General features: G+C 59.0%; 22 protein-coding genes. 3 read left to right on the top strand and 19 right to left on the bottom strand.

Features of this window, described 5'->3' with window-relative positions; genetic code table 11:
• Positions 1-101: 101 nt before the first annotated feature.
• The 13 genes from J0H39_24175 to J0H39_24115 all read right to left on the bottom strand — a co-directional run bounded on the left by J0H39_24175 (position 102) and on the right by J0H39_24115 (position 12,492).
• Positions 102-1,277 (bottom strand): ABC transporter substrate-binding protein, encoded by a 1,176-nt coding sequence (locus J0H39_24175; protein ID MBN9499858.1) that lies wholly within the window; start codon positions 1,275-1,277, stop codon positions 102-104.
• Between the two features lie 68 nt (positions 1,278-1,345).
• Positions 1,346-2,776 (bottom strand): glutamine synthetase, encoded by a 1,431-nt coding sequence (locus J0H39_24170; protein ID MBN9499857.1) that lies wholly within the window; start codon positions 2,774-2,776, stop codon positions 1,346-1,348.
• A gap of 21 nt (positions 2,777-2,797) precedes the next feature.
• Positions 2,798-4,156 carry an aromatic ring-hydroxylating dioxygenase subunit alpha gene (locus tag J0H39_24165; GenBank protein ID MBN9499856.1) on the bottom strand — a complete coding sequence of 453 codons (1,359 nt, stop codon included), beginning with the start codon at positions 4,154-4,156 and terminating at the stop codon, positions 2,798-2,800.
• A 242-nt stretch (positions 4,157-4,398) separates the two neighbouring features.
• Positions 4,399-4,737, bottom strand: a complete 339-nt coding sequence (locus J0H39_24160) for a 5-carboxymethyl-2-hydroxymuconate isomerase (protein MBN9499855.1) — start codon at positions 4,735-4,737, stop codon at positions 4,399-4,401.
• Between the two features lie 30 nt (positions 4,738-4,767).
• Positions 4,768-5,352 carry a protocatechuate 3,4-dioxygenase subunit alpha gene (gene pcaG, locus J0H39_24155; protein MBN9499854.1) on the bottom strand — a complete coding sequence of 195 codons (585 nt, stop codon included), beginning with the start codon at positions 5,350-5,352 and terminating at the stop codon, positions 4,768-4,770.
• Positions 5,352-6,053, bottom strand: coding sequence for a protocatechuate 3,4-dioxygenase subunit beta (gene pcaH / locus J0H39_24150; GenBank protein ID MBN9499853.1), 702 nt, complete (start codon positions 6,051-6,053; stop codon positions 5,352-5,354). Before pcaH ends, pcaG begins: the two co-directional genes overlap by 1 nt.
• A 231-nt stretch (positions 6,054-6,284) precedes the next feature.
• Positions 6,285-6,800, bottom strand: coding sequence for an ureidoglycolate lyase (locus J0H39_24145; protein MBN9499852.1), 516 nt, complete (start codon positions 6,798-6,800; stop codon positions 6,285-6,287).
• Between the two features lies 1 nt (position 6,801).
• On the bottom strand, positions 6,802-7,545 hold the full coding sequence (locus tag J0H39_24140; GenBank protein MBN9499851.1) for an ABC transporter ATP-binding protein: 744 nt from the start codon (positions 7,543-7,545) through the stop codon (positions 6,802-6,804).
• A complete protein-coding gene (locus J0H39_24135; protein MBN9499850.1) occupies positions 7,542-8,261 on the bottom strand; it encodes an ABC transporter ATP-binding protein in 720 nt (239 codons plus the stop codon). Before J0H39_24135 ends, J0H39_24140 begins: the two co-directional genes overlap by 4 nt.
• Positions 8,258-9,241 (bottom strand): branched-chain amino acid ABC transporter permease, encoded by a 984-nt coding sequence (locus tag J0H39_24130; GenBank protein ID MBN9499849.1) that lies wholly within the window; start codon positions 9,239-9,241, stop codon positions 8,258-8,260. Before J0H39_24130 ends, J0H39_24135 begins: the two co-directional genes overlap by 4 nt.
• Positions 9,241-10,137, bottom strand: coding sequence for a branched-chain amino acid ABC transporter permease (locus J0H39_24125; protein ID MBN9499848.1), 897 nt, complete (start codon positions 10,135-10,137; stop codon positions 9,241-9,243). Before J0H39_24125 ends, J0H39_24130 begins: the two co-directional genes overlap by 1 nt.
• Positions 10,138-10,166: 29 nt before the next feature.
• Entirely contained in the window at positions 10,167-11,372 is a 1,206-nt protein-coding gene (locus tag J0H39_24120) for an ABC transporter substrate-binding protein (protein ID MBN9499847.1), read from the bottom strand.
• A gap of 205 nt (positions 11,373-11,577) precedes the next feature.
• Positions 11,578-12,492, bottom strand: a complete 915-nt coding sequence (locus tag J0H39_24115; GenBank protein ID MBN9499846.1) for a LysR family transcriptional regulator — start codon at positions 12,490-12,492, stop codon at positions 11,578-11,580.
• A 122-nt stretch (positions 12,493-12,614) separates the two neighbouring features.
• On the opposite strand from J0H39_24115, the gene J0H39_24110 reads away from it, so the two are divergent.
• On the top strand, positions 12,615-13,580 hold the full coding sequence (locus J0H39_24110; protein MBN9499845.1) for a tripartite tricarboxylate transporter substrate binding protein BugD: 966 nt from the start codon (positions 12,615-12,617) through the stop codon (positions 13,578-13,580).
• A gap of 57 nt (positions 13,581-13,637) precedes the next feature.
• Entirely contained in the window at positions 13,638-14,714 is a 1,077-nt protein-coding gene (locus tag J0H39_24105; GenBank protein MBN9499844.1) for a tartrate dehydrogenase, read from the top strand.
• Between the two features lie 245 nt (positions 14,715-14,959).
• On the opposite strand, the gene J0H39_24100 is transcribed toward J0H39_24105, so the two are convergent.
• Genes J0H39_24100 through J0H39_24075 form a run of 6 tightly spaced genes read right to left on the bottom strand, consistent with a single transcriptional unit; the run spans position 14,960 to position 20,281 of the window.
• A complete protein-coding gene (locus J0H39_24100) occupies positions 14,960-15,718 on the bottom strand; it encodes a hypothetical protein (protein MBN9499843.1) in 759 nt (252 codons plus the stop codon).
• A 47-nt stretch (positions 15,719-15,765) separates the two neighbouring features.
• Positions 15,766-16,482: an ABC transporter ATP-binding protein gene (locus J0H39_24095; GenBank protein MBN9499842.1), complete on the bottom strand. Its 717-nt coding sequence runs from the start codon at positions 16,480-16,482 to the stop codon at positions 15,766-15,768.
• Between the two features lie 16 nt (positions 16,483-16,498).
• Positions 16,499-17,245: an ABC transporter ATP-binding protein gene (locus tag J0H39_24090; protein MBN9499841.1), complete on the bottom strand. Its 747-nt coding sequence runs from the start codon at positions 17,243-17,245 to the stop codon at positions 16,499-16,501.
• Positions 17,238-18,173, bottom strand: coding sequence for a branched-chain amino acid ABC transporter permease (locus J0H39_24085; GenBank protein ID MBN9499840.1), 936 nt, complete (start codon positions 18,171-18,173; stop codon positions 17,238-17,240). Before J0H39_24085 ends, J0H39_24090 begins: the two co-directional genes overlap by 8 nt.
• Entirely contained in the window at positions 18,170-19,036 is an 867-nt protein-coding gene (locus J0H39_24080; GenBank protein ID MBN9499839.1) for a branched-chain amino acid ABC transporter permease, read from the bottom strand. Before J0H39_24080 ends, J0H39_24085 begins: the two co-directional genes overlap by 4 nt.
• A gap of 33 nt (positions 19,037-19,069) precedes the next feature.
• The gene (locus J0H39_24075) at positions 19,070-20,281 is read right to left on the bottom strand and encodes an amino acid ABC transporter substrate-binding protein (GenBank protein MBN9499838.1); all 1,212 of its coding nucleotides are present in this window, start codon (positions 20,279-20,281) and stop codon (positions 19,070-19,072) included.
• Positions 20,282-20,439: 158 nt separating this feature from the next.
• Between J0H39_24075 and J0H39_24070 the strand changes: the two genes are divergently transcribed.
• Positions 20,440-21,342 carry a LysR family transcriptional regulator gene (locus tag J0H39_24070; GenBank protein MBN9499837.1) on the top strand — a complete coding sequence of 301 codons (903 nt, stop codon included), beginning with the start codon at positions 20,440-20,442 and terminating at the stop codon, positions 21,340-21,342.
• Positions 21,343-21,399 lie beyond the last annotated feature (57 nt).

The following is a 21,399-nucleotide window of genomic DNA, read 5'->3' as shown; positions in this document are numbered from 1 at the left end:
AGGTAATGGTCCGCGGTCAAGCGCCATCAAGCGTGCTGCAGCTTCTCCCCAGCACGAAAAAGGCTCCGCGGCGCGTCGCCGCGGAGGCATCTCCGCTCATCCTAGTTCTTGCTCAGAGCCCAATCGGGCTGTGCATCGAATGTCTGGATTTCCTGATTGATGAGCTTGCCGTCCACCTTCTTGACTTCGCGAAGATAGACATTCTGCCGAATGTGCCGCGTCTCCGGATCGATCGACACCGGACCGCGCGGGCTCACCCACTTCATGCCTTTGACGGCGGCAATGGCCTTCGCTGGATCACGCTGACCGTCTGTCGCCTCGATCATCTTGTAAATCAAGCGTGCGCCATCATATGCCGCAACCGACGTCATGGTCACCTCACCGAGCTTTCCGCCATCCTTCACCATCTGGTCGAGAAACGCCTTGTTCTCGGGCGAATTATGGGAGACGGCATAATGATAGGTCGAGAGAATGCCGATGCCGGCATCACCGATATTCGGAAGATCCGGCTCTGTGACGACGTCACCGGTCGACATCAGCTTCACGCCTGCGGCTTTCAGGCCGTTGTCGATATAGGCTTTGACGAAGGCCAGCGTCGGAGGTCCGGCCGGCAGAAACGTGAAGATGGTGTCAGCGCCGGAGTCCTTGATCCGCTGCATGATCGGGCTGAAATCCGTGGTGTTCAGCGGCATGCGGATCGCTTCCGCCACCGTGCCGCCGCCGCCCTCGAACGTCTTTTTGAACGCGGCCTCGGCATCGATACCCGGACCGTAATCGCTCACTGCGATCGCGACTTTCTTCGCGCCGTTCTTTTTCGCGATCTCAGCAGCAGGCACGGTGTTCTGCCACATCGTGAAGGACGTGCGGACGATGTACGGGCTCTTTTCGACGATGGCCGACGTCGCGGCATTCATGACGACCAGCGGGGTCTTCGATTCCTCCAGCAGCGGCGCGATGGCCATCGCGTTGGGCGTGAAATAGGCGCCCGCCAGATACTGGACCTTGTCCTTGACGATCAGTTCCTGCGCCAAGGCCTTGGACTTCGCCGGATTAGGAGATTCTTCATCGCGGTAGATGAATTGAATCTCGTGATTGCCGACCTTGTTGCCATGCTGGGCGACCCATGCCTCGATCCCCCTCTTGTAATTAGTGCCGAACAGCGCGAATGGCCCGGACATGGTCCCGATCACGCCGACCTTGATGACATCCGCCGACGCGGCCGTGCCGATCATGCCGAGGGCCGCCACCGCAATCAATAACTTTGCTGAATTCTTCATTGTCTCCCCTTCCAAGCCCTCTTTATGCCGGACGCTGCCGGGCAGTTCGTGACCTTATTGAATCTGTATCAGAACATCTCGAAATATTCGCGCTGCTCCCATTCGGTAACTTCGCTCTGGAAGCGTTCGATTTCCGCGTTCTTGATATGAACGTAGTAATCTACCAATTCCTTGCCCATCGCGTCGCGGAAAAACGGATCATCGTGCAGCGCAAATACCGCCTCGCGGAGCGTTTTCGGCAGGAGGCTGGCCTTCGTTTCATAAGGGGTATCCGCCGAGGGACCCGGATCGAGTTTCCGGTCCACACCGTCCATGCCGGACAGGATCTGCGACGCCATATAAAGATAAGGGTTTGCGGCTGGTTCACCGACCCGGTTTTCAAACCGCGTGGCCGGATCGTTCGGACCGCCCAGCACACGGATCATAACGCCGCGGTTATCCCTGCCCCAGATCGCCCGGTCGGGCGCGAGGGAATAGGACCGATAGCGCTTATAGCCGTTGATGGTCGGAGTGGTGAACACGGTCGATGCCCGCGCGTGCTCGAGCAATCCGCCGAGATATCCCTTGGCGAAATCCGACATCGCCTCCGTATTCGACATGAAGGCATTTTCACCGGTGGTGCGCGACACCAGCGACTGGTGCAAATGCCATCCGGACGAAACCACGTTGGGAATGCGCGGCCGGCACATGAATGTCGCATGATAGCCATGGCGGCGCGCGATCTGTTTCACTGCGCTCCGGAACAGCACCATGGTATCGGCAGGCACCAGGCCGACCGTGGGCTGGAAGGTGAATTCCGCCTGGCTGGGCCCGAATTCGATTTCCATCGAGCGTAAGGGCAGATCGAGCGCCATGACATCGCGCCGGATCAGTTCCAGCACGGGCTCCATCTGATCGTAACGTTGCTCGGTCAGATACTGATAGCCGTGAGACAGCAACGTGACATCCGGCGGCTCGCCCGGCTGGCCGGCGTGCCGAGGCGCCATCTTCGGATCTTCGAGCTTGAAGATGTGAAACTCGACTTCAAGACCGGCCATGAAATCGTATCCACGATCGGCCAGCTTCTTCAGCACCGACTTGTAAAGCCCGCGGGTTGCAAACGGCACGGGGCGGCCATCGGCGAAATGAACATCGCACAGCAGCCAGCCCGTGTTCGGCGCCCAGGGCAGCACCCTGAAGGTCGTCGGGTCCGGGACCATCAGGCAATCGCTGGCGCCCTGCATCTCGGTCATGCCGAAGCCACCGCCGGCAGTGAACACCGGAAACACCGTCCGGTGTGATGTATCCTTGGCCAGCATCGTGGTGGTGATCGAGCAGCCGCTTTCGAGCGAGCGCAGCGCTTCGCCTGCGATCAGTGTCTTGCCGCGAAGAATGCCGTGCTGATCCGGAAACGACAGCCGGAGGGTATCCAGCTTCTTTTCCTCAACGACGCGCCGTAAGCGAGCCGCCGCCTCGTGTTGCTCATCGGACCATAGCCCGTGTCTCTTTACGAAACTCAAAACAATACCCCCGCTACAGCCTTACTCGGCCGCCGTCAGATGGGGCACTTTTTTCGCAATCTCGGCAGGTACCGGAGCAGCCCATGGGGCGCCCCTTCGCCGCTTCACGTCAACCTCCATCCAGTATGTTTCCCAGCCTCGGGTCGGACCGATGCCATCCATCGTACCCGGCCCCTGAATGCTTCGAGCATGCGCTTCATCCAGGAACATGAACGGCTTGCCGCCGGACGCCACCTTCTCGATTTCCTGCCTCAGCAGGCGGCGATACTGGATGATGGCTTTATCGGACTGGCCGAGATGTTCGCGGGTACGATCCTGAATTGCGCCCATGGATTCAACCGCCCACTGGTCATGCACGTTGATGTCGACGCCCATGCCGGTATAGGTCGATGTCGCCTGCTCGTGCGGATCGAAGCCGTAATCGTTCGATTTGTTCTTGCGCGACACATAGTCGGGCAGCTCATAGAGTTCGAGCCGCTGCTCGCGCATCTTCTTTTTGTCGACCGGATTGGTGAAGCTGGTGAAGATCGCGTACCAGTAGCAATTCTCGTCATCCACCGGCACGTGCCACTGGGTGATCGTCATCTCCGTGCTCATCGGAATGACAAACGCATGCGGAAACAGTTGATTGGTCACGCGGACATGTGTGCGCTCATCGTCGATCGTCCGCAGCGCAATCAAACGCAGGCCATATTCGGTCTGTTCCACGTTGATGATCGGGCGATCATATTCACGCAGGATTTTCGTCATCGGCATTTCACTGTCTGCGGACGCACCGCGGAACTGCTTGCCGTAAGCGGTCGAGGTATCCTCGTCTTCAAAGAAACGATGCAGGAAAGAGGCGTGCGCCGGATCGATGCCAACCTCGAGCGCCTGCAGCCAGTTGCAATTGATCAGCCCCTTGAAGGCGAACGTATAGGTCTCGGGCGCGGTGAAACAATCGATCTCCGGAAATGCCGGCGGTTCACCCTCGCCGAGATAGGCCCAGAGAATGCCCCCCTTCTCCACCACCGGATAGGCACGCTGCTTGATATTCTTGCACAGCACCGAGCCGACAGGCTCAGCCGGCGTCTCGAGGCACTGGCCCTCGACGTCGAACAGCCAGCCGTGGAATGCGCAACGCAGGCCGCCATTCTCCAGCCGGCCAAACGCCAGGTCCGCGCCGCGGTGCGGGCAATCGCGATCCATGAGACCGTAGCGGCCCTGCTCGTCACGAAAGAGCACAAAGTTTTCGCCGAGCAATTTCACGGCCCGGATCGGCCGATCGCCTTCGAGCTCATCCACGAGCGCAGCGGGCTGCCAGTACATCCGCATCAATTTCCCGGCAGGGTCCTTCGGGCCGACCCGCGTGATCAGATCGTTTTGCTGCTGGCTCATCATGGTGAGAAATTCCTTCGAGTCTGGAACGGTTGGACCTAGCCAGGGATTACCGCTGAAAATACAACCTGCGCGCTTGTCCAACGCAGCCAATGTCCTTGCATTTCAAACAACACTGATGGGAAAGCTGCGACGGTCGACGCTTTAGACTGCCTCTAATTCCAATCCCTCGCAAGGTTATTTCAGATGCTAAAATTGCCGCGATATCGACCTGTCATGGCGCTGGCAGGACTTCTGGAAACCGCCTATTTCAGCCGCTTTTTATAGGCCTCAGGATCCATATCGCGAATGTCGATGCTGATGCTGTAGGTGTTTTCCAATAGTTTCGACAAAACACTTCTTAGTTCGATACTCAGCATTTCCTTCTGCTGCAGCGTTCGCCCCGCGAGCAGATAAAACGACACATGGAAAAATGATTGAGCCTTCCCGGCGACAAGATAATCATCGAAGGCCTGAGCACGAATCTTGAGATCCTCCGCCTTCACGACACCCGTGGACGCGGCCGCGTGATGAATCTTCATCATCACTTCGCTGAGCGGCGGCATTTCCTGACCCGCTGAATAATGGCAGACGATATGAGGCATTCGGAACGACCGGATATGTGTAGCTAACTATTACAGATCGAAGAACACCGTCTCCAGATCGCCTTGCAGATGAACATCGAAGCGATAGGTCGCAACGTCTCCCGGCTCCCGGATCGCGATTAATGTCGCGCGGCGCTCCTCGGGAACCAGCGCAAGAATGGGATCTGTGGCATTCGCAGGCTCGTGCTCGAAATAGATCCGGGTCTGCGCCTGTTGGGTCATGCCCCGCGCAAAGACCGCAAGCAGGATATGCGGCGCCTGCAGCTCATGCGGTCCCGCAACCGGTCCCGGCTTGATCGTGTGAAATGAATAGACACCGTTGTTATCGGTTCCGCAACGGCCGAACCCCCTGAACGCGGCATTCGGGATCGAACGCGCATCCTGCGGATCGGCGAAACGGCCCCGGGAATCCGCTTGCCAGATTTCCAGCATCGAGTCGGGGACTTCCTTGCCGTCGCCGTCGAAAATGCGGCCAACGATGCGGATACGCTCACCGGAGACCTCAGGCGTCACCAGATCGTTGCCGAAAGCGTCGTTCCACTGATAGTCGCTGCCCGGCGTCAATCCGTACTTGAAGTAAGGGCCGACAGTCTGTGATGGAGTGATGCCGCTCATCAGTCGTTATCCAAAGGTGTGGCGTTGCGTCCGCGCAGGACGATGTCGAAGCGATAGCAGAGAGCCCAGTCGGGCTTCGTATTTTCGAGATCGAAACTCGAAACCATGCGCATTCGCGCCTTTTCGTCGGTGACCGAATTGAAGATCGGGTCGTAGGCAAACAGCGGGTCGCCCGGGAAATACATCTGCGTGACGATGCGCGAGATGAACGAATGGCCGAACAGCGAGAAATGGATGTGCGCCGGCCGCCAGGCGTTCGGATGATTGCCCCACGGATATGCGCCCGGCTTGATGGTGATGAACCTGTAATAGCCGTTGGCATCGGTCTTGGCGCGCCCCGCCCCGGTAAAATTGGGATCAAGCGGTGCCGGATGCTGGTCGACCACGTGGACGTAGCGTCCGCAGGCGTTGGCCTGCCAGACCTCCACCAGAGAATTGGGCACGCCCCTGCCGTCCTCGTCTCGGACATGTCCATGAACGATGATCCGCTCGCCAAGCGGTTCGCCCTGATGCTGCGCCGTGAGATCGTGGTCGTTCTCACGCACGGTTTCGTGACCGTAAACCGGTCCCGTCAGTTCGGACAGCGTATGCGGCATGATGATGAGCGGCTTGATCGGCGAACGCTTCACCGTGCTCTTGTAATCCGGTGACAGCCGCGGCGCATGCGCAGCATTGCTTTCGCGTGGATAGATAAGGGGCATCGCCAGCCTCTCGCACGGTCACGGCGTCGGTGAGCAAACAGCCGGCATAATACCGGCCGAACCCTATCGTCTTAAACCGAAACTTCGATCACAATCCAGTCTGACTGGCCTGAAAATCCGAATGGCTGGCATTGCGATTACCGAATGAACGTCTCTCCCAGATGGCGCCGTAGGGCGGCCCGTCAATGCTGTCGACTGCGGGCTTCTCCCCGCCCGAATCCGGACAGGTTGTTAAACGACTTCCAGAGGATCGAAAGAAGACGTCTCCTGACAGTCGCGCGTATCGCCCGCTTCCCACATCAGCATCGTCAGAACGGCTGCATCGTCCATCGCCACCAGCGGCGAGTGCCAGACGCCAGCACGATAATGAATCACCGAGCGATGATCGCCCACGAAGGCAATCGCGCGTTCGATGTCGGGCTGGCCGCTGGCGTCGTCGGGAGCAACGATGATCAGAAGTCGTGCACAGCGAACCGGAATAAAAACTTGCGATGTCAGGCAATGCCGCTCGAAGCAAACCACCCTGAACGGCAATGATGATGGCGCGATCTGATAAGTATCAAGCACCGGACGCTTGGCCACGGCCTCGTGCGCCAGATCACCAATCCCCAGAATGCGGCGCGCCCGGTTCTGATTGACCGCACGGCCGCCCGCAGCATCAAGGGCCGCGATCGAACCAAACGGAGCAAAAGCCTCCGCCGTCAGTGCCTGCATTTGCAGGCGGCGCGGTGCTGTCGCGGCTGTCATGTCAGAAGTTGATGCCAAGCCATTGCTTGACCTGTTCGTGCAGATCGCCTGCGAAGTCGGCAGGCTCACCGGACGCAGTGATCTCGCCAAGGCTCAGTACGTAGATCCGATGCGACATCGCGATCACCCGCCGCACGTTATGATCGACCAGCAGGATCGCCATGTCTTCCACGGCGAACAGGTGAATCCACTGGAACACTTCTTCCACGATCTTCGGCGACAGACCGATCGACGGCTCATCGATCAGGCAGAGTCGCGGCCGCATCAGCCAGGCCTTGGCGAATTCCACCATCTTCTGCTGGCCGCCGGACAGATCACCCGCCTGCGCACGCAGCTTGGCCCTTAGCGCCGGGAATTTCTCCAGCATCGCCTCGAACCGCCGCTCGACCTCGTCGCGCGGCGGCGTGCCGGTCGTCCGCGACAGGTTCTCCAGCGGAATCCGCAAATTTTCCGTCACCGTCATGAACGGAAACAGGCTGGATTCCTGCGGAATGTACCAGATACCACGCGCGCTCAGGCGGTGCGGCTCGAGGCCGGTGATATCCTCGCCCTCATAAACGATCTGTCCAGCCTTCGGCTTGAGGAAGCCACAGATCGACTTCATCACCGTGGATTTGCCTGCGCCGTTGAGACCGATCAGGCCGGTGATACGGCCCGCCTCCACCGTGAGGCTGAGATCGCGCAGCACATCGATATCCACGCTGTAGCCTGCCGTGACGTGATCGAGCGTCAGCACCGCGCTCATGCCGCATGCCCTCCAAGATAGGCCTCGATGACGCGCGGATCATTGAGTACCTCGCGCGTGGTCGCATCAATAATGACCCCACCCGCATTCATGCAGATCGAGCGCGGGCACAGTTCGACCACCACCGGCATATCGTGACTGACGAGTATGAAGGTCTGACCCTTTTCGTGACGAGACCGAATGAAATCGCCCATGATCTCCTTCATGGTGGGATGCACCGCCGCAAACGGTTCGTCGAGCAGCGCGATCCGCGGCGGCACCATGAAGCACACGCCGAATTCGAGCAGCTTCATCTGACCGCCCGAGAGTTGCCCCGCATCAAGATGGCGGATCACATCGAGCCGCAGTTCCGAGATCAGCGCGTTGGCGCGCGACAGCGCCTCGTCCGCACCGAGGCCGAGCGCCCGCCCCGCCACCAGCAGATTATCGATGACGTTCATGCGGCGGAATACGCGAGTTAGCTGGAACATTCGCATCACGCCGCGCTGCGCGAGACGCTCCGGCGTGAGCCCCTGACAGGGTGTATCATCCAGCAGGATTTCCCCGCTATCGGGAGTTCCAAGGCCGCTGAGAATGTTCAGCAACGTGGTCTTGCCTGATCCATTGGGACCGATCAGTCCGACCAGCTCGCCGGCTTCGACGTTGAACGAAACATTATCGACGGCGGTCAGACCGCCGAAGCGCTTGCTGACGCTGCGAACCGATAACAGCGTCATGCCCGCCTCCCGCGCTGCACGGCCGCTTTGGCCAAGCCCCAGAGGCCTTCGCGGAAGAATCGCGCGAAGATGATGACGAGCGCGGCGAACACCACAAGCTGATAGCCGCCGACATCGCGCAGCCACTCCGAGGTCACGTAGACAAGAAACGCCGCGACCAGAGGCCCCGCCAGCGTCCCAATGCCGCCGATCACCGTCATGCTGACGATCAGACCGGTTTGGCCGATCAGGCCGAGTTCGGGCGTCACCAGTTCGGCGAAGTGGGCATAGAGCGCTCCGGCAAAGCCGGATGCCGCTGCCGAGATGGCGAATGCGGCGGTCTTCCAGAACACGACATTGACACCGGCACGGCGTGCCGCGACTTCGTCGTCGCGGATCGCCTGCAAGAACAGGCCTGCCTTGGATCGCAGCAGCATGTAGAAAAGGACCAGCAGCACGACCAAGGCACCGAGGAACAGGTAATACCAGCCGACACGACTATCCAGCAACGCCGGAACGCTGAGCCCGAGGTCACCGCGCGTGATGTCGATCGAGTTGGCGATCACCAAACGCATGATCTCGGCGAAGCTCAGGGTCGTGAGGGCGAGATACGGCCCGACCAGCCGCATCACCGCGCGGCCCAGCAACAGTCCGACCAATCCCGCAACGACGATGGCAGCAAGGATGCCGAGCAGCGGTGGTGTGCCGAAGTAATGATTCAGCAAGGCGGTCGTATAGGCCCCGATCATCGCGAAGGTCGCGGGCGCGAGCGAAAATTGCCCGGTATATCCTGCAAGCAGATTCCAGCTTCCCGCGAGGATCGCGAAATACATCGACACGATCAGCACGCCGAGCCAGTACGGGTTGCTCACGCCGAGCGGGATCAGCGCGATCACGGCCATCGCGATCAGCGCGGCCCGAAACTCGACCGTGGTTTTGGTGGTGGTAAGTTGCGCGCCGGATTGCTGGGCGGCGGGCGAGCTTGAAGACGATCGCGCCATCACACTTCCCGCCCTTTTTCACCGAACAGACCCTGCGGACGGAAAAGCAGAAACAGCATCAGCAGAATGAGACCGAATGCATCGCGGTACTGATACGACAGATATACGGCTCCAAAACTTTCGATAACGCCCAGCAACAGGCTGGCGACGATCGCACCCGGCACCGAGCCCATGCCGCCGAGCACGACAATGATGTAGGACTTGATCGCCGGGAAGACGCCGACGTCGGGCGAGGCATTGATCACCGGGGACAGCAGCGCGCCCGCGAAAGCCGCAAGGCCGCCCGACAACATGAAAACGATGACGCTGGCTTTCGCCGTATCGATACCGGCCAGCGATGCGCCGAGACGGTTCTGCGACACCGCACGAATTTGTTGACCCCAGAACGACCACTTGATCAACGCCGCAGTGATGGCGATCACGGCGATGGCGATACCGGCAGCGAGCAGACGATGACCGCTGATCAGCACCGGGCCAAGCACCACGCGGCTGGTTTCCACCAGCGGCGGGCCACGAAAAGCATAGGGGCCAACCACCTTGTCGACCAGATTGATGAGGAACAGCGACAGGCCGAAGGTGACGATCACCGCATACTCATCACGCATCAGGCCCCATGACGTATAGCCGGCATAGAGCGGACGCATCAGCGTCCGCTCCGTGAGCCAGCCCAGTGCCGCACCGACGACGAAGGCTAGCGGTAGCGCGATCCATGCCGGCACGCCGAGCGCAAGCGCGATCAACGTGTAGGCATAGGCGCCGACCATGTAGAACTCGCCATGGGCGAAGTTCACGATCTTCAGAATGCCGAAAATCAGCGACAGGCCGACGGCCATGAGCGCGTAGAACAGCCCCGTGATGAGGCCATTCACCGCAAGATCAACATCGATACCGCTCATGATGGATCAGTGCGTCAGCGCAGCCCGCGTCACTTCGCGGGCTTCCACAGCTTGGACTTGTCGAGCGATTGGCCCGGCTGCGACACCAGCACCGAATCCTCGACCTTCTGGTTGACCTCGGTCATCTGGAACGTGACGTAAGGCACGTCGAGCCACTGGTTGAACGCGTAGCCCTTGTCCTTGGCGAAGGTAATCTCGCCGCGCGTGCCGGTGTACTTGGTTTCGCCAAGCGCCTTGATCAGAGCCTCGGACTCGGTGGACTTGGCGCGCTTGGCCGCATCCGCGATCAGGAACAGCGAGTCGGCCGCCTGGAAGAGCAGACGGTTGGGTGCGTTCTTGGTCTTCGCGGTGTAGGCATCGCCGACCTGCTTGCCGAGCGACGGCTGGGCCATCTTCGGATGATACAAGCCGAACACCAGCATCCCCTTCCCCGCTTCCTTCACGTTCTGCCAGAAGTCGGGATAGTCCGCGAGGCCGGAGCCGTCATAGAGCCAGGTCTTGGCCGACGGCGCGACACCCTGCTCATAGACCTGGTTCATCATGATGTAGGCCGCGGGCGGCAGCATCACGTTGATGATCACATCCGGCGGATTGGCACGAAGCGGCAGGATCGCCGGCAGGAAGTCCTTCGACGCACGATCCAGCGTTTCGTATTTGTATTCGATCTCCGGCGCAGCTTTCTTCAATGCTTCACCGATCGCTTTCGCAAGACCGATGCCGTAGTCGGTATTCTCTGCGAACGACAGAACGCGCTTGACGCCGAGGTCCTTCATCGTCGCGGCGGCAGCGGCACCGACACGGCTGTTATAGTTGCCCGGGTTGAAGACCTCCGGATACCCCTTCTCGCGGATCGCGTCGGACCAGCCGTTGGTGTTGACGTAGGGAATCTTATAACGGTGCGCGACTTCCATACCGGCCAGCACCGACGAACTCTGGTGATCGCCGGTAATCGCGACGACCTTATCCCGGGTCACGAGCTTCTCGACCGCGGCACGGGCCTTCTCAGGCAATCCCTGCGTGTCTTCAATGACGAGTTCGATCTTCCGGCCATCCACACCACCGGCGTCGTTGAGGATCTTGGCAGCGACCTCGAGACCATCCTTCACTTGGGTACCCTGCACGACCGAACCCGGAGGCGATTGCGTGATGGTCACACCGATCTTGATCGGATCGGCGGCCTGCGCTCCGCCAAACGGAAGCGCTGCGGCTGCAACCGTCAACGCGAGACCCAGCATATCGCGGCGCAATAAACCTGCCATGTTCGTCATCCCCTGCTTTGTTTTCTTAAGTTCTTGTCTGAACGGTTATATGCGGAGACCCTTCAATTTGAAAACGGTTTTTGCTTTTCGTGCGAATGATTGCCTACGCATCACGGGATAGCGAACATCCATATGTGGTGCCTCTCACAACCAACAGAGAAACAGCAATTCTCCCGCGTCATCAGGCTCCTTCCGCGTAAGCCTTCAAACGCCGCCGCAGCATATCGATCATGTCATCGCGGACAGGATCGTTGGCACCGTCGATCCATGCCGCAGCCAGCGGCAACGTCTTGAGCGGCTCATCGCCCGCCTGCTTGATGGCGACGAATTTCACACCTTTCGTTGCCATGCGCGATGTCCATCGCGGCACGATCGCCATGCCGATCTTGGCGGACACCAGATTGACGATGGTCTGCTTCTCTTCGGCGACCTGAACAACGCGCGCCCGAATTCCAGCGTCCGCAAACAGCTTCATGGTGAGATCGTGGCTGTGCGGCCGCGATCTTCGCTCCGGAACGATCAACGGTTGATCCGCTAGCTCCGCAATAGAAATCTTCCTGCGTGAGGAAAGCGGGTGTTTTGCCGGCACGGCTACAACGGCCGTTTCATGCAGCAGAAACTGAAATGCGAGTTTCTTATTTTTTGTCGCCGGGGGCCTTACAAACGCCAGATCGAGTCGTCCCGCCAAAAGCTGAGGTATCAAGTTAAACGTTTTACCCTCGATCAATTGCACCGTAACATCGGGGCGACGCATACGAAAATCATGCAGGATTCTCGGCAAAAGACCGGCAGCCGCACTGTCAATCGTTCCAACGCGCAGAGAGATCGCACGCTCTCTGACGCGCTTTCGGAAGCCTGACTCAATATCTTCAGCCGCCTCCAGAAGCGGACGGGCCCTTTCGAGCAGGAAAATTCCATCTTCCGTAAGGGCCACACTTCTCGTCGTGCGCGCCAGCAGCCGGGCGCCGAGTTTCTTTTCAAGCAAGTCGATATAGCGCCCCAGCGCGGACGGCAGCATATCCAGCCGTTGAGCCGCTCGCCCGAAATGAAGCTCCTCTGCGGCAGTGACGAAACAACGAAGCTGGTGCAAATCCATCAAAATCTCCAAGGAAGGAGATTATATGACTTTTTTGTATAAACAAAGTCGTATTGAACGCTGGCAAAGACGCCTTCAAAATCATCGCAATCAATGAACCAATTAAACGGGAGAGCGATCCGATGAGAGCAGTCTTTGCAATTGCCGCATATCTTCTGTGCCTGACGCCTTCGCTGGCGCAAGACTATCCGTCGCGGCCTATCACGCTTCTAGTCCCCTTCGCCGCGGGCGGCGCAACCGACACCGTTGCACGCGTGACCGCGCAATCAATGTCCAAGATCCTGGGACAGACCATTGTCATCGAGAATGCACTTGGCGCTGGCGGCACGATCGCGGCAACCCGCGCATCACGCGCCGAGCCCGACGGCTACACGCTGCTCATTCATCACATCGGAATTTCAACGGCAGCCACGCTCTATCGCAAACTGCCATATGACACCAAGACCGCCTTCTCGCCGATCGGAATCGTGACTTACGCGCCCATGACGATCATTGCGCGCCCTGATCTCCCGGCCAACAACCTTCGGGAGTTAATCACATACATCAAGGCGAACGGCGACAAGATGACCTTCGGCAACGCGGGTCTCGGCGCGGCCTCCCACCTTTGCGGCATGCTCTTCATGACCGCCGTCGACAAACAGATTCAGGCAATCCCATATAAGGGAAATGCTCCGGTGATGAACGATCTTATCGCCAAGCAGATCGATCTCACCTGCGACCAGACCACGAATACCACGCAACCGATCCTCGGAAAGCTCGTCAAGAGCTATGCCATCACCACCAAGAATCGCTTGGCGTCGCTGCCGGATTTGCCGACGGCCGATGAAGCAGGCTTGAAGGGCTTTGAAGTCAGCGCGTGGCATGGCATCTACGCTCCCAAAGGCACGCCGGACGCCATCGTTCAAAAACTTTCAGTCACACTTCAGGCGGCACTCAAGGACCCGGATCTGGTGAAGCGGTTTAACGACATCAACACCGATCCGGTCAGTTCGGAAGAAGCCACGCCGAAAGCCCTGAAAACTTTGCTGGACAGCGAGGTCGATCGCTGGGCGCCAATCATCAAGGCCGCGGGGCAATTCGCCGACTGAGCACAAGCACAGTCGGATCCGTTCACAATATCCACTCTTCCATCGGTTAACCAGAACATGAAAACGTATCGGATCGCGGCAATTCCCGGCGACGGCATCGGCACTGAAGTCATTACGGCCGGTGTCGAGGTGCTTCACGCGTTGGCCAAGCGCGAGGGACATATCTCATTCCAGGTCGACAACTTCGATTGGGGCGGAGAGTATTACAAGAAGCATGGACGCATGATGCCGGAGAACGGCCGCGATCAGATCAAGGCCCATGACGCGATCCTGTTCGGCTCGGCCGGACATCCGGACATTCCCGATCACATTACGCTATGGGGACTTCGCCTCGCGATCTGTCAGCCATTCGATCAGTACGCAAATGTCAGGCCGACTCGAATCCTGCCGGGCATCACAAGTCCGCTGCGCGCCGTGACGGACAAACAGCTCGACTGGATCATCGTGCGCGAAAATTCGGAAGGCGAATACGCGGGCGTCGGCGGGCGCGTGCACATGGGATTGCCCGAAGAGGTCGCCACCGATGTTTCGATCATGACGCGCGCGGGCGTGGTGCGGGTCATGCGGTTTGCATTCGCGCTGGCGCAGAGCCGCCCCCGCAAGCTGCTGACTGTCGTGACGAAGTCCAATGCCCAGCGCCATGCCATGGTGATGTGGGACGAGCTCGCGACGGAGGTTTCGAAGGAATTTCCCGACGTAAAATGGGATAAAATGCTCGTCGATGCGATGACAATTCGCATGACGCTGAAGCCCGAGACGCTGGATACGATTGTCGCGACCAATCTTCATGCAGACGTATTGTCCGACCTCGCCGCCGCGCTGGCTGGCTCGATCGGCATTGCGCCGACCGCGAACCTCAATCCCGAACGCAAATTCCCGTCGATGTTCGAGCCTATCCACGGCTCCGCGTTCGACATCACCGGCAAAGGCATCGCAAATCCGATCGGCACGTTCTGGTCCGCGACCATGATGCTTGAACATCTAGGGGAAAAGGCCGCAGCCACTCGCTTGATGCGTGCGATCGAAAGGGTAACCGGCAATCCCGATTTTCACACGCCGGATCTCGGCGGCCATGCGACAACGCGGAAGGTTACGGATGCCGTGATTGCGGCGCTGGAAGGCGACAATGCGTAGTCGGACGCCGGAGCGGCGATAGTCGTCACCGGCGCGGACGGAGGAAGCGGAATCGCGCCGCGCCTGCTTGCGTATGACTGGGCCGCTATCGCGATGGATCTCGATGCCAGCAAGGCGTTGCCTGTTGGCTTTCGACCCGTTACCGGATGAACTTTGGCGATTTGCCTCGAATGTTGTGAAAGCTTCGAATGAGAGTTGCCGGTCCTGAAAGCTGTCAGAACCGGCAATCGTCAGAAGTAACGGACCTACGCCTCGAGGACGCGCTCGGTATAGACCCGGCGGCAATCCATCTCGTATTCCAGATCCTGCACAGGCGGACGGTTGAGGTGCCACGTCAGCCCTTGCCTGAAAATGCCGCGCTTGCCGAGTTCGCTTTCGATGAACGGATAGATATCATGCACGGTATAAAGCTGCGTGCCGGTCACCTGGCTCCAATCGCCGCCAAACGCGCTCATGCGGCGCTCCATCTCGCCAAGAACCCACCGCGCCTTCTCCAGCATCGCAGCGGGAGATATATCGCCCAGACGAACGGCATGGTCGCGGTAGTTCGTTTTTCCCTCCGGCGCTTCGCCGCTCCCCGCGATCACGAATGAAGCCGGAGAATTCGTCGGCGCAGGCACTGTGTAGGAGAACGCGTAGAAACCCGGCTCGGAAGGCGGATCGATTTTGGGACACACATTGCTGCGCGCAACGGGGTTGACGCCGTCAGGCATCAATCCCCATTCCTTCAGGGTTCCGGTGTAAACTTCATTGAACTTGACGAATCCGCTCTCGGTGAACGGCGCGGGCGACCGCAATTCGCAAGCCGCGAACGCGGTCAGTGGGCGACCCGCGTTCTTCAGGGTCTCCGCAATGCGCTCAAAACCTTGACGCAACGGGACAGGCTTCGTGAACCGAACCCTCTCTAAAGTGAATCCCGGTAATGCCGCGACGCCGGCAGAATACTGACTGACACCGGGCATAAACCTATATCCGCCGTTGGCTGCTTCGACAGTCTGAATCATATGACCTCTTCTTGTTGAGCGACGTCCTGTTCGGGATGCGCTGTGAGCTATTCTTCGAGGACGCCGAGATAGGCATCACGAATGATCGGATCAGCAAGAAGCTCCGCACCGGTCCCAGCGCGAACGATCCTGCCCATGTCCATGACGAACGCCGCATCACACAGATCGAGCGCCGTCGTCACGTCCTGCTCCACCAGGAGAATCGACATGCCTTCCGCATTGAGTGCACGAAGCGCCGCCACAAGCTGCTCGACCAGCAGCGGAGACAGACCAAGCGACAATTCATCGATCATCAGAAGCTTCGGCGCACTCATCAGACCACGTCCGATGGCGCACATCTGCTGCTCGCCGCCGGAAAGCGTGGCCGCCGCCTGATTGCGACGCTCGAACAGCTTCGGGAATGTCGTGTAAACGCGGCTCATATCGCGGCCGATCTCGGCGCGAGAGACGTTGCGCGCATAAGCGCCCATCAACAGATTGTCTTCGACACTCATCGCACCGAACAGCCGCCGCCCTTCGGGAACGTGCACAATGCCATGCGCAAGAATCTCCGCGGCGCTGGCGCCAACCAGATTTTTACCGTCAAAACGATAATGACCGGATTGAACCGGAATCAGCCCGGACAGCGCGCGCATCAACGTCGTCTTGCCTGCTCCGTTCGAGCCTATCAGGGCGGTGATCTGCCCCTCGCGGACCGCGAGATCGATGCCCCACAGCACCTGCACCTCGCCGTAACCAGCGCGCAGTTCCTGCAGCTCAAGCATCGGCTTGGCGAGATCGTCAGCCATGACCCGCCCTCTGTGCATATTGCTGACCGAGATAGGCTTCGACGACCGCGGAATCCTTGATCACGTCCCGTGGTGCGCCATCGGCGATCAACTGGCCATTGTGCAGCACGACGATACGCGTACAGACGTTCAGCACCACCTTCATCAGATGCTCGATCATCACGATGGTGATGCCGCTCTCGGAAAGCTGGTGAATCAGCTTTGCTGCGCGTTCGACTTCGGCGCTGTTGAGCCCCGCATTGACCTCGTCAAGGAACAGCAGCTTCGGCTTCATGGCTAGAGCCTTGGCAAGTTCGAGCCGCTTGCGCATCGCCAGCGTCAAAGTCGCAGCAGGTTGATCGGCCTGCGCATCCAGACCGACAAATGCCAGATGGGCTCGCGCTTCCTCACGGGCCGATCTGATATTCTCGCCGGGCTGCGAAAACAGCGCTGCCGCGGCAACGTTGTCCAGCGCACTGAATTCCGCAAACGGCTGCACGATCTGAAAAGTGCGAGCGAGACCGAGCCGAGCCGATTGATAGGTTTTGACCCGTGTGATGTCCTGTCCCATGAACAAGACCTTGCCGGAACTCGCTGGCGTGACGCCGGTCACGGTGTTCACCAATGTCGTTTTTCCCGCGCCGTTAGGCCCGATCAGACCCAGAACTTCGCCCTTGCTGACGCGCAGCGACACGTCCCGCAGGGCCTTCAGGCCGGAGAAGTTCCGGGAAACCGACTGAAGCTGGAGAATTTCAGACACGCTTCGGCCTCCACGACAGGAGACGGTCGCGGATCGACATCAATCCATGCGGGAAGAACAGGAGCAGGATGACGATGAGAACTCCCAGCACTCCACTGTGGATCTGGATGTAATTGCGCCAGACCACTTCCTCGAGGCCGAGGTAGACAAAGGCGCCGATCATGACGCCGAGCGGCGCCCCGAGCCCTCCGATCAGAGCCATGACGATCGGTTTCACCGAGTAGAGAATGTCGAACACGTCGGACGGATCGATATAGTGAACCCATGCCGCATAGACGCCGCCGGCGGCCCCAACGAAACATGCGGATAGTCCGAACGCGATGCTTTTGTAGAGAGTGGCGTTGAGCCCGATCATATTGGCTGCGGTCTCATTCTGGCGAATGGCGGCGAGACCGAATCCGAGCTTCGATCCCGCTACGATCACAACCATGATGGCTGTGCCGAGCAGCAGCGCCCACATCACGTAGAAAAACAGCATCGCGTCCGCCATGATGCCGGCGGACGACGTCACAGGAATGTTCAATCCCATTCCACCGCCCGTCAGATCGGTGGCGTTGTTCACCAATTCCCGAAACACCTCAATCAACGACAGGCTGGCGATTGCGAAATAATGTCCGCGCAGGCGAAGGAGCGCGGCGCCGAGAAGGGCTGCCACCGCAAAGGACATGACGCCCGCAACCACGACGGACACCGACAGCGCGGCTCCCTTCCCCATCAGCACGCCTGCGCTGTAAGCGCCAAATCCGAAGAATGCTGCCGTTGCAAATGAGGGATATCCCGCGAAACCGCCGACAACGTTCCACGACAGCGCCAGGATGCCGTACATGCAGGCGATGGTGCCCAGCCGTAGCGCATAGGAGCCGCCGAAGAGCGGCAGCAAGGCGATGCAAAGTATCAGTGCCAGCAGAAGGAGGTTTGAGCGTGTCATTCAAAGCCCTTCCGACCAAGCAAGCCTTGAGGGCGCACGATCAGGAACACGATCAGGATCGCGAATGAAAGAGTCGTGGCATGCGCGGGCCCGATCAGCGTCGAACCGATACCTTCGATCAGCGCCAGGAATATCCCCCCTGCCAACGCGCCGGACACACTGCCCAGGCCACCGAGGACACAAACCACGAAGGCCTTTCCGAGATAGGCCGTCGAGGTGAGCGGAGAGATAGGGAAGATCAGCGCCATCAAAACACCGGCGCAGCCAGCCAGTGCTGCGCCGAGACCGAATGCGAACGCATAGATCGAATTGACATCGACGCCCATCAGCTTGGCCGCGTCGCGATCGAGTCGGACAGCAACGATGGCACGCCCTACCCGCGATCGTCGCAGGATCAAATACAGCACACCCGTCAATGCCAGCGCCGCGACAGTGGCAACCAGACGATCGACCGGCACGACAACCCCGAAGATGGAAACCGATCCCATCGGAGGCGTCAGGATCAATTTCCGATAGTCGGCCTTGAAGTAGTAGATCATCGCGTTGTTGAGGATCAGGTCGAGACCGAACGTAAGAGTCAGCGTGACAAGAACAGGCGCAGTGATCACACGATTGAGGATTAAACGCTGCAGGACATAACCGAGAGCGAAAAACGCGGGCGCAGCGATGAAAAGCGCATACCACGGGGAAATATGCAGCAGGTTATAGAGCCACCATGCAAGGTAGGCGCCCAGCACGATGAATGAGCCGTGGATCAGATTGATAACGTTCAATACGCCCCAGACCAGCGAGAAGCCGATCGCGATACAGGCGTAAAGGCAGCCCAGAACCAGAGCATTGATCAGAACCTGGGCCGCCAGCATGTCGGACTTCCGCTTTCCTTGAGGCTATTGCGGTCAGTTCACGCCCAGCTTGAAGTCACCCTGCTTGATGATCGCCGGTGAGAGGACGACGGGTTTGCCACCCTGCAACTGAAAGACCGGCGGCTCGAGCGAGTTGATCTGACCGTTGGAACCAAACTTCACCGGTCCCCAGAAGGTCATCACGTCCATCTTGGCGAGTTCGTCACGTACCTTGTCACGATCCAGCGTACCCGCACGCTCGATGGCCATCTGGAACAAAGCACCGGACACGGATGCGGAAGCCTGCGCATAGTCAGGCTCGGACTTGTACTTCTCCTTGAAAAGTTTGACATAGTTCGCGGTCGTGCCGAAAATGTCCTTGCCCGAATATTGCGCCGCCGGATGCCACCAGGCTGCGCTGGTGATGTTGTCGCCGCTCGCACCCGCCGCGTCGATGAATTCCTGATAGGCAGGCCCGGCGATCATGGACACGACGCTGGCCTTGATTTGCTGATCCGTCATCTGCTTGCGAACCAGCAACAGGTCGTTGATGTAGCCGGTCACGAAGATCCACTGCGGCGCAAGGGACTTGATCTGCGACAGCGTGGCCGAATGATCGAGGGTATTGATGGCGTATTTTTCGAAATAAACTACCTCGAACCCGTTCGCCTTTGCCGATTTCTCCATTTCCTGAGCAATCGCCAGCGGGAAGAGATCGTTGCGCGCCAGAATGGCGACCTTCTTCACATCCGGAGCCTTGGCCTTGACGATCTGCGTCAACGGCGTGGTCAGCGTATCGTTAGGCGTGAAGGTGCCGAACAGATATTTGTAACCCTGATCGTAGACCTGCGCCGACGAAGCGGTCGCTGCGATGGTCGGCACCTTGTATTTCTCGGACACGCTGCTGGCCGCCTTGGCTGCGCCGGACCCGAACGCGCCGAACAGGAAATTGACGTTGTTCTGCGTGATCATCTGCTCGCTGGTTTGCACCGCGCGCGGCGTGTTCGACTGATAGTCCGCGTAGACGATCTCGACCTTGTACTTCTTGCCGCCGACGGAAATGCCGCCTGCCTTGTTCGCCTGTTCGGCCCACAGGTCATATCCCTGCTGCTGCTTCACCGCCTCCGGCGCGAGCGGCCCCGTCAGAGGAAGGGGCGCGCCAAACTTGATGACGTCCTGCGCCATCGCCGCAGGCGCGAATAGTCCGACGCTGGATACGAGAAGAAGTGAACTCAGGCGAGGCAACATAAGCCGGAAGCGAGTCATCTGGTTTCTCCATCGAGAACAAAAGCGTGACTTGCCGCGAAGCATGACAAATTAGGAGATCGAATAAAAGCATTGAAATTCGAAGTCAGAATTCTAAAAATTAGACCCATGTGCAGACATGCTGCATTTGCGAGCAAGCTGCCTCAAGGGCTGAAAGCATGATTGAATCAACTGCATTGCGTTATTTTCGCGAGGTCACTCTGCGGGGATCGATCAAGCGCGCTGCGGAATCGCTCAATATCGCGCCCAGCGCCATCAGCCGGCAAATGCAAGGACTTGAAGACGAACTCTCGACCAAGCTGTTCGAGCGCGGATCACGCGGCATGACGCTGACTGGCGCGGGGCAGTTGCTCTATCGTTATGCAGTCGAGAGCGAAGACAAGCTCGACCGGATTCGTGCGCAGGTCGAGGAGTTCGATACGCTGCAGCGTGGCCACGTCAGGATCGCAACTGTCGAAGGTCTTCTCGCAAGCTTCGTCTCAGACTTCGTTGTCGATCTTTCCAGGGACTATCCCGGCATATCGATCACCGTCACAACCGCCGGCACCAATCGGGTCGCGGAAATGGTCGGACAGCACGAGGTTGACCTCGGACTTGTATTCGGCCGCGCGCCTCGTCGGGATCTGATCGAACTGGCGCGCATGCGCCAATCCTTGTGTCTGATGGTCGCGCCGCATCACCCGATGGCGACACGAGAATTCTGCACCGTGAAAGATCTGGCAGGCCTGCGTGTGATCCTGCCGGACCCTTCCTTCGGCATCCGTCAGGAAATCGATCGTGCTTGTGCCAAGGCCAACATTCAACTCGATCTCTATAGCGAGACGAATTCCATCGCATTCTTGCGCACGATCGCCATGAAAACCGGCATAGGGACTTTCCTGCCCCGCGACTCCGCAATGCCCGAACTGATTGCGGGTTCATTGATCGCGATTCCCCTCCGCGACAAGCGCCTGGAGGCAACGCAAATCACTCTCGTGCAACTGGCGACGCGAAATACGACGCCTTCGAGCCTTCGTGTCGCAAAGCTTCTCATCGAACGAATGAAGGAGAGAAAGAACTAGTCGGAGCTTTTGCAGACCAGGGCCCGGCAAATGCCGGGGCGACCCAAGTCCACTTAT

It is taken from the genome of Alphaproteobacteria bacterium, from assembly GCA_017308135.1.
Lineage (GTDB): Bacteria > Pseudomonadota > Alphaproteobacteria > CACIAM-22H2 > CACIAM-22H2 > Tagaea.
Note: the sequence above shows the minus strand (reverse complement) of the source record. Positions and strands in the feature narration are given on the sequence as shown.